This is a genomic window from Paenibacillus dakarensis (assembly GCF_001373415.1).
GTDB classification, from domain to species: Bacteria; Bacillota; Bacilli; order Paenibacillales; family Paenibacillaceae; genus Paenibacillus_AQ; species Paenibacillus_AQ dakarensis.
The window spans coordinates 227,524-235,774 of the sequence record NZ_CDSE01000084.1 but is presented as its reverse complement, the minus strand read 5'-3'; the positions used below and the strand labels follow the sequence as shown (position 1 = coordinate 235,774).

Here is an 8,251-nt window from a genome sequence, read left to right as displayed (position 1 = left end):
TGTTCACGGTGTGGCGGGAATGTGGGGAGCGGTATCCACAGGTTTATTTGCTGCACCAAGGCTTGTTGAGATCACAGGAGTTGGAGACGCAGGTTTATTTTATGGCGGTGGCTTTAAGCAGCTTGGTATTCAGCTTCTCGGGTTAACCGGGACCTTTGCATTCGTTCTGGTTATGTCCTTCCTTATTCTCGGCTTAATCAAGAAAACAATTGGTCTTCGCGTAACAGAGGAAGAAGAATTGATGGGTCTGGATATAAGTGAACATGGGGCTTATGGCTATCCCGAGCAAATGAAGCTGCTTACAAAATCGGAATCTGAACCGGCTGAGCTCATCACTGTTCATAAAAGACCAGTTGGAAGTGAACCGGGCATTTCGTGAACAGGATTGAATTCATCTCTCTAGGAGGGTCCGGCATGGAACAGCAAAAATATCCGAATTTGATCCCGGATTTCTCTGAGATACAGAATGCGACCGGGGAGAAAGAACTGAGAAATGCAAGAATTTCTTGCCACCACGAGCTTCTTGAAATGAAGAATGGCACTAGTTTGGAAACGTGGATGGCATGGGTTAACCGGATGCATGATGAAATCGCACGGCGGGCAGCTGTAATTTGCGAACTTAGATTAAAAGTGGCTGGCTTAGGCCTGCCTCCTGCCCGATATGCGTTTGTTGCTTTCGGGAGCAGCGCCAGGTTGGAAGCTGCACTTTGGAGCGACCAGGATCATGGACTTATTATTGGTGATGAGCTTGAAGAGAAGGATGCAGGCTATTTTCAAAAATTCGGGACCCATATGTCGAACCTGCTTGAGGACGCCGGATATCGAAAATGTGCGGGAAAAGTGATGTGCTCTGAACCGATGTGGAGACGCTCCTTATCCGAGTGGAAGAAACAGCTGACGGACTGGAGTAGTGAAGCGGCATGGGAGTCGACGCGGTATTTAATGATCGCCTCAGATATGAGACATATTGCCGGCAGCAGTGAATTGTCAGAAATCTGGCTTGTGCATTTTCGCAGCTGCATCGCTCGTCAGCCCCATATGAAATATGCGCTTCTTCGTAATACTGTGCGTCATAAAGCGACCCTTAATATTATGGGGAGAGTTGTAACAGAGCGGTTTGGTGAGCACGCAGGTGATTTTGATGTGAAGTATGGCATGTATATTCCTTTAGTAAACAGCATCCGAGCGATGGCATTGCAGCGTGGGATTACTGAAACCTCATCAATGAAGCGGATCGAACGGATTATTCAGTTGGAAGGAGGCAATTTGCTGCTGGAAAATGTTCAGCGTGCCCTGATATTTTCACTTCGGATGAGAGCCGGGATTTCGGCCAGGATAAAAGATGGGCTTACTGAAAGCAGTGATTTTCTTCTGAAAGAGGAGTTAGGAAATAAAACATTACAGTATGAGCTAAGAGATGCTTTGGGTGTGGTACGCCGGATACACCGTTCGCTTCAAAGAGAGCTTCGTTTTATAGAACGGACGGAGCTGTGAGGGATCCAAGAGAATCAGGAGCTGGGTTTTGGCGTTCTCTGTTGAAGGGGGATGTGAATTCGGCGATAACATTCATGAAAGGAAATGCTTCAGCCCAGCAGATTGCTTTCATTCGCTCACAGATGAAGCAGTATCGGCGGCCGGAATTGCTCAGTACGCCACTGAATGTGCTCGAAACCGTTGTATTTGATTTGGAGACCACCGGATTTTCATATCAGCATGGAGATGAGATAATATCTATCGGAGCTGTCTGTACACGTGGAATGACGGTTATGGAAAAAGAGAGCTTTCATCTCATTGTGAACAGCGGGGCAGCTGTCTCAGAACAGATCACGGCATTAACCGGAATAACTCAGTCTATGGTAGACGGCGCTGTTTCCTTAACGGACGGCCTGCATGACTTCATGGCATTTGTTGAAGGAAAAGTATTGGTTGCCTATGCTGCAGGACATGATCGCGGATTTCTGAATGCTGCACTGTGGAAAACTTCCAGAGTCAGGTTAACACATCGTTTGCTGGATACACTGATGCTGGCTCGGCATCTGTACCCTGAACTTTCCGATTATAGTCTGGATAAGCTTCTGCAGAGCCAGGGAATACCCGTGGATGGAAGACACGATGCGCTATCCGATGCATTGATGACAGCTAGACTCTGGACTGTATATTTGGAAGAAATTCAGCGCAGGCGATATGCAGAGACTTTGGGGGATTTATATGTTTATTTAAGTAGAGGTTCATCCTATTGAAATAAGAAGATCTGCCGGTTTGAAAGTTATGCCATTCAGGGTACAATAGGGACTATAACCAAGTCTACTAGAGAAAAGGAACTTTACCCATGAAGCGGAACATGATTATATTAGCGGTAATATTATTCGCTGCAGCTGCTGTGATTTACAATCAAGCAGGGGACAAAATTGAGGCTGTGTTTAAGGCAGAAGAACCAATGCCTACGGAAACAGGCCCGAAAGCAGGTTTGCTGGCTCCGTCATTTTCATTGAAGGGATTAGACGGGAATGCTTACTCCGGCGGCGGACAGCGGGATAAAGTGCTTATAATTAACTATTGGGCTTCCTGGTGTGATCCTTGTAAAAAAGAAGCGCCTGAGCTTGCAAAACTCGCAGCTGCTTATCCGGAAGACCTGGAGGTTTACGGGATTAACGTTACGAAATATGACAATGAGAAGAAGGCAAAGGAATTTGTTAAGGAATACGGACTGCAGTATCCGATTATGCTGGACCGAGAGGGGAAAGTATTTGAGGAGATTTATAAAGGCAAGGTATTTCCGACGAATGTGCTGATTGACCGAAGAGGTGTTATTAAGGAGATCATACTTGGTGCGCCTGATCCGGCAGAACTCGAGAAGAAGATCAAAAAGCTGATTCGATCATAATAGAAAAAGAGCACGCTCCCTGATGCAAAGGGAGTGTGCTCTTTATTAATGATTGACAAGCCCCTGCCGGGGCAGTGATTCATCTTCGGACTTGGAGGGAGAAATCTGACCCAAAAGTGCATACCGCATACTATCGACCAGCGCTTCCCAGCTGGCTTCTATAACGTTGCCTGATACGCCGATTGTATTCCAGGAATTTTCGATATTCTTGGATTCGATCAGCACTCGTACCCTGGCGGCCGTAGCGTCTTTATCATCAAGCACACGCACCTTATAGTCGGACAAGTGCATGTCTTTCAGGGAAGGGAAATACTGCAGCAATGCCTTTCGAAGCGCATTATCCAGCGCATTGACTGGTCCGTTGCCTTCGCCGGCCGTATAAATGCTCTGGCCTGCCACGTTCACCTTTACAAAGGCTTCCGATACAACTGGTCTTCCTGCAGTCTTCTCGACCAGCATCTTAAAAGACTCAAAAGTAAATAACTCCTGAACCTCACCGTTTGCTTCACGGAGAAGGAGTTCAAGCGAAGCATCTGCGCCTTCGAACTGATAACCCTGATGCTCCAATTCTTTGATTTTGCCGATAACCACTTTAGATTGATCACTGCTGGGATCGAAATCGAGTCCCATGTCTTGTGCCTTGGAAACGATATTACTCTGTCCAGCAAGTTCAGAAACAAGTACACGTTGTTTATTGCCAACCTTTTTGGGCTCGATGTGCTCGTACGTTCTGGAATCCCGCAAAATAGCAGAGACATGGATGCCGCCTTTATGGGCGAACGCAGCATTGCCGACATAAGGCTGATTCACAGGCATATTCACATTGGCGATTTCACTAACGTACCGGGCGGTGCTTGTCAGATGGCTAAGGTTATCCTCACCGATGCAATCATAACCCAGCTTAAGCTGAAGATTCGGGATAATGGAGCACAGATTGGCATTCCCGCATCTTTCGCCGTATCCGTTCATCGTTCCTTGTACATGGGCTACACCAGCCTGTACAGCACTTAGCGTATTGGCAACAGCAAGCTCACAATCATTATGGGTATGGATGCCGAGCGGGGCTCCTGGTAAGTGAACACTTAAGGATGTTATGATATCGTGCACTTCGTGAGGGAGGCTTCCTCCGTTCGTATCACACATGACAAGCCAATCCGCACCGGCATCGCGTGCTTTGGACAATACCGAGACAGCGTACTCCGGATTATTCTTGAATCCGTCGAAGAAATGCTCTGCATCGAAAATCACTTCAAGACCCTTCTGTTTCAGGTAGGCGATAGAGTCATAGATCATCGCAAGATTCTCTTCAAGAGTCGTCTGCAAGGCAGTGTGCACATGGAAGTCCCATGATTTACCTACAAGAGTGGCGGCTTTGACGCCGGACTCGAGTATCCGGTTAAGGTTCGCATCGTGATCAGCGATGGAACCCTTACGACGCGTGCTCCCAAAAGCCGTTACTTTAGAAGTGAGGCCGAGCTCCTGCACTCTTTTGAAAAATTCGATGTCTTTGCCGTTGCTTCCCGGGATGCCGCCTTCAATATAGTGGACACCAAGAGCATCCAGCTTTTTGGCGATTTTGATTTTGTCGTCCGCCGTCAAGCTGATTCCTTCGCCTTGAGTTCCGTCGCGAAGAGTCGTATCAAAGATGGATATGGACTTAGACATGATGTCCTCCTTTTTGCGAGTCCGGGATGGACCGTGAATTGGTATAATGTTGTTATTATAGCATTTTTGCACGGGGAAGTGACAAAGAATTGAAACTTTTCCGTTGACCCCATTCTTGACCCTGTGACAGGGAGAAAGGTATGCTGAATATAGCATGACATTATGAAGAGAAGAAGGGATGAATCGTGGGTAACATTAACGATTACTACCCCGCAAATGGCCGTGTCATACTCCATGTGGATATGAACGCCTTTTACTGCTCTGTACACGAGGCGGAGGAGCCTGAACGCTACAAGGGACAACCGACAGCTGTTGCAGGCAGTGTGGAGCTACGTAAAGGGGTTATTGTTACTTGTTCCTATGCTGCCCGCCGCCTAGGGATAAGAACGGGGATGAATGTGCGGCAAGCCTTGAAAATTTATCCGGATTTGATCCTGATCCAGCCCAACTTTCATTTATACCGCAAATATTCCAATGCATTCATGAACATTGCCTATACTTATACTCCGCTCATGGAAGCGACTTCCATTGATGAGTGTTACCTGGATATTACGGGCTCCAAGCAATTTGGAACGCCGCTTGAGATCGCCGAAGAAATTCAGAGCCGTATTCGTGAAGAATTGTCCTTGCCTTGTTCCATCGGAATTGCACCGAATAAACTGCTGGCCAAGATGGGATCAGACATGAAGAAGCCAAATGGCATTTCGATTCTTCGTATTCGTGATGTGCCAAGATTACTATGGGGACGTCCTTGTGGAGAGCTGTTCGGCATCGGCTCCAAAACGGCCGAGAAACTGAGAAAGCTGAGCATTAACACAATAGGTGAACTGGCAGCGGCGGATGAGCAGCTCCTTACCAGAGCTTTTGGTGTCATGGGAAGCTGGATGAAACAGGCGGCAAACGGACAGGATCATTCCCCCGTAAACGCGGATCGGGAGCAGAGCAAATCGATTGGTCATACAACGACGCTGCCTGCAGACATTACATCTCCTGAGGATGTGAGGCGTGTGCTGCTGAATCTGAGCGATCAGGTTGCCAGGCGGCTTCGCAGACAGGAGCTTATGGCAGGAGGCATTCAGATTACTCTTCGGACACCGGACATGAAAACTATTACCAGATCACGTCAACTAGGAACTCCTACCGAGAATACAGATGATATATACCGGGAAGCCTGTTTATTATACGAGAAGCATTGGAAACAGGAGAAGCCGCTCCGATTGCTTGGGATAACACTTCAGCAGTTATGTTCGCGAGCGGATTCTGCTGTTCAGCTTGATCTATTTGATTATGAGAAACAGCCTAGGAAGGAGTCATTGACCAAAGTGATGGATGAGCTGCGCAACAAGTTCGGGGAAAGCGCGGTCTTGACGGCAGGCATGCTGGGGGATGATCCTTCGGCACTCATTCGGAATCACAAAGTCAGGGGGACTTCCCTGCAGATGGATTTTGTGAGAAGTGCAGAAAGAAAATCAGAGCAGGAATAATATTCATGGGCGCGAAAAATGTTGCGAATTCATTTGTATTCCCCAAAAAATTGTATTAATATGTAGTTGGTGCAAGGATATCTGAGCACCGTTCATTGTTTTTAAAGAATGTTTTAGATATACAGGAGGCAGAGAAGCTATGGCGAAATACACTTATGTAGATAAAGATACCTGCATTGCTTGCGGCGCATGCGGAGCAACAGCACCCGATATTTATGATTATGACGATGAAGGTCTGGCTGAAGTCATCTACCAAGGTGACAATAACCGTGGTGTAACGGAAATTCCTGAGGACATGTACGAAGACATGGAAGATGCATGTGATGGCTGCCCAACGGATTCCATTCGCATTGCGGATGAACCTTTTAACGAAGAATAGACATCATTTTCTGCGGAGATCCGCAGGTATTATTATAGGAACAGCAGCCAGCGTCTTTGCCCATGAGCAGAGACGTTTTTTTATACCCCGGTAAGATACCAGCAGGAGGAGCAGGAGTATTTCGTATTTTAGAAATGGAAGCGTTTTGCCGATAAACTTTATGATATGAATAAGCTCCTACGGAGGTTCTGATGAATAATTCGCTGTACCTCAAACGATATGTGGAGACACATCCTGACAATAAAATGGCCTGGTATTTGCTTGGGAAGGATTATGCTGCTAACGGTGAGATAGGAAAAGCCAATTACTGCTTCAATCGAGCAGGAGAAGTGTATGAAGCGTTTGAACTGAGCAAGGTCCCATCACATATTTGGGAAAACTACGAATCAAGGCTGCTTGAGATCGAAAGAGAACGAGATAAAAGAGGGAGAAGAATTCGGCGCGTCCTTTTCGTTCTTGTTATGATGCTGCTTGTTCTCCTGCCTTCTGTTCATGCCCCGGATAAATCTCCTGCCCATATTGCAAGCAGTCATCCCGGCGATATCCAGTGGCCCGAGTTTTCTGAAGCTGAGGTGGGGGATAAGGCTGATGCTAAGACCAATTCTCTATTCACAGCAGTTGCTGCCCGCAATCATAAATGGCCGGACGTGGTGGCGAGGTTTTTGACCGTTCCTGATCGACTGCCCTCATCGACAATCATTCTAGGGATGGAGCGGGCTGGAAAATTTGATGTATGGTCAGATCAAATGCCTGTCCTGTACGGGATTCATCGCAATACTGCAGGGGCTGTAACCATTGAGCCCTTTAAAGGGGTTCAGGACGAATGCAGTTGTTCACCTCAGGATGACAAACCGCTCAAGGGTGCGGCTGAGAAATGGGCGAATTTTCAGGTTCAGTATGCTGTTTTGTCAGAAGCCATTAAGCAGTTCCGTGAACATAACAGCAGGCTGCCTAATCATCTGGATGAACTCACAAGGCCGTTTCCGAATAACTGGCTATCCGGACAATCCGCAGAGATGAATTGGCTGTTTCCTGTATTGACGGGCAGGGAAAAGGCTGTAGTCGGAAAAGGCGCAAGTGAATCAAATCGCAGTCAAGCGGAAGAGCTGGTGACGGAGAGCTTGCCGTCGGGACTGGGTGCTTTTCCTGACGGGCAGGCATTTTTCAAACAACCTCTGGAAGTAATTATTGATCGGAAAAATCATCGGCTGGCGGTAGTCAGTGGTTCCATTTTACTTAGAAATTATGAGGTAGGGCTTGGCCGTGATAATAAAACACCACTTGGCAGGTTTCAGATCAGTGATAAGGTAATAAATCCGAACGGTTCAGCTACAGGAACCTATGGTTCAAGGGGAATGCAGCTTTCAGATACGAATTATGCAATTCACGGAACTCAGGATATTAAAAGTATCGGGGGCAACGAATCGGAAGGATGTATTCGGATGCATAAACGGGATGTTGAGGAATTATTCGATCTGGTGCCTATGGGGACCCAGGTTAGAATTGGGGAAGGGGTTCTTCCAGCCGGCCTGGTTGTTCCGAAAGAGCGATTTTCGCTCATACATGCCGCTGAACAAAGTAACCCCCGCAAAGAATATAACTGGCTGGATTAAGGCTGGGAGATGATAATCAAAACAATGATCAGAATGATCAGCAGTGAGATGCCTGTGCCGATCCACAGAATCGCCTTTTTATTGACCTCTTCTTTTTTCTGCTGCAATGTCGGTGGTTTACGCTTAGCTGACATGTTCATTCCCCTCTTCCGGTTTAATCATATAATCTCTCTTATATTGTAAAGGGTTTGTCCCGGAAATGCTACAATAAGGGAGGGGAGAGAAG

General features: G+C 47.0%; 8 protein-coding genes and 1 pseudogene. 7 read left to right on the top strand and 2 right to left on the bottom strand.

All coding sequences use genetic code 11. The annotated features are described in order from the left end of the window. The 4 genes and pseudogenes from BN1234_RS18060 to BN1234_RS18045 all read left to right on the top strand — a co-directional run. Positions 1-379, top strand: a pseudogene (locus tag BN1234_RS18060) (ammonium transporter); the annotation flags it as partial. Positions 380-414: 35 nt separating this feature from the next. Next, positions 415-1,494, top strand: a complete 1,080-nt coding sequence (locus tag BN1234_RS18055) for a DUF294 nucleotidyltransferase-like domain-containing protein (RefSeq protein WP_054958030.1) — start codon at positions 415-417, stop codon at positions 1,492-1,494. After that, positions 1,491-2,240 carry an exonuclease domain-containing protein gene (locus BN1234_RS18050; RefSeq protein ID WP_054958029.1) on the top strand — a complete coding sequence of 250 codons (750 nt, stop codon included), beginning with the start codon at positions 1,491-1,493 and terminating at the stop codon, positions 2,238-2,240. Before BN1234_RS18055 ends, BN1234_RS18050 begins: the two co-directional genes overlap by 4 nt. A gap of 89 nt (positions 2,241-2,329) precedes the next feature. Continuing rightward, positions 2,330-2,884 (top strand): TlpA family protein disulfide reductase, encoded by a 555-nt coding sequence (locus BN1234_RS18045; RefSeq protein ID WP_054958028.1) that lies wholly within the window; start codon positions 2,330-2,332, stop codon positions 2,882-2,884. A 45-nt stretch (positions 2,885-2,929) separates the two neighbouring features. On the opposite strand, the gene cimA is transcribed toward BN1234_RS18045, so the two are convergent. Further along, positions 2,930-4,549: a citramalate synthase gene (cimA, locus tag BN1234_RS18040; protein ID WP_054958027.1), complete on the bottom strand. Its 1,620-nt coding sequence runs from the start codon at positions 4,547-4,549 to the stop codon at positions 2,930-2,932. A 185-nt stretch (positions 4,550-4,734) separates the two neighbouring features. On the opposite strand from cimA, the gene BN1234_RS18035 reads away from it, so the two are divergent. The 3 genes from BN1234_RS18035 to BN1234_RS18025 all read left to right on the top strand — a co-directional run bounded on the left by BN1234_RS18035 (position 4,735) and on the right by BN1234_RS18025 (position 8,025). After that, the gene (locus BN1234_RS18035) at positions 4,735-6,033 is read left to right on the top strand and encodes a DNA polymerase IV (protein ID WP_054958026.1); all 1,299 of its coding nucleotides are present in this window, start codon (positions 4,735-4,737) and stop codon (positions 6,031-6,033) included. 139 nt (positions 6,034-6,172) lie between these two features. Then, on the top strand, positions 6,173-6,412 hold the full coding sequence (locus BN1234_RS18030) for a ferredoxin (RefSeq protein ID WP_054958025.1): 240 nt from the start codon (positions 6,173-6,175) through the stop codon (positions 6,410-6,412). A gap of 191 nt (positions 6,413-6,603) precedes the next feature. Next, positions 6,604-8,025: a L,D-transpeptidase gene (locus BN1234_RS18025; RefSeq protein WP_054958024.1), complete on the top strand. Its 1,422-nt coding sequence runs from the start codon at positions 6,604-6,606 to the stop codon at positions 8,023-8,025. Here the strand turns inward: BN1234_RS18025 and BN1234_RS22550 are convergent. Beyond that, positions 8,022-8,159 carry a hypothetical protein gene (locus BN1234_RS22550; RefSeq protein ID WP_170308076.1) on the bottom strand — a complete coding sequence of 46 codons (138 nt, stop codon included), beginning with the start codon at positions 8,157-8,159 and terminating at the stop codon, positions 8,022-8,024. The genes BN1234_RS18025 and BN1234_RS22550 overlap by 4 nt on opposite strands. Positions 8,160-8,251 lie beyond the last annotated feature (92 nt).

Coding starts and splice junctions, on each gene's coding strand:
- BN1234_RS18055 (WP_054958030.1), top strand. CDS start 415: ATGGAACAGCAAAAATATCCGAATTTGATCCCGGATTTCTCTGAGATA.
- BN1234_RS18045 (WP_054958028.1), top strand. CDS start 2,330: ATGAAGCGGAACATGATTATATTAGCGGTAATATTATTCGCTGCAGCT.
- BN1234_RS18025 (WP_054958024.1), top strand. CDS start 6,604: ATGAATAATTCGCTGTACCTCAAACGATATGTGGAGACACATCCTGAC.
- BN1234_RS18030 (WP_054958025.1), top strand. CDS start 6,173: ATGGCGAAATACACTTATGTAGATAAAGATACCTGCATTGCTTGCGGC.
- BN1234_RS22550 (WP_170308076.1), bottom strand. CDS start 8,159: ATGTCAGCTAAGCGTAAACCACCGACATTGCAGCAGAAAAAAGAAGAG.
- cimA (WP_054958027.1), bottom strand. CDS start 4,549: ATGTCTAAGTCCATATCCATCTTTGATACGACTCTTCGCGACGGAACT.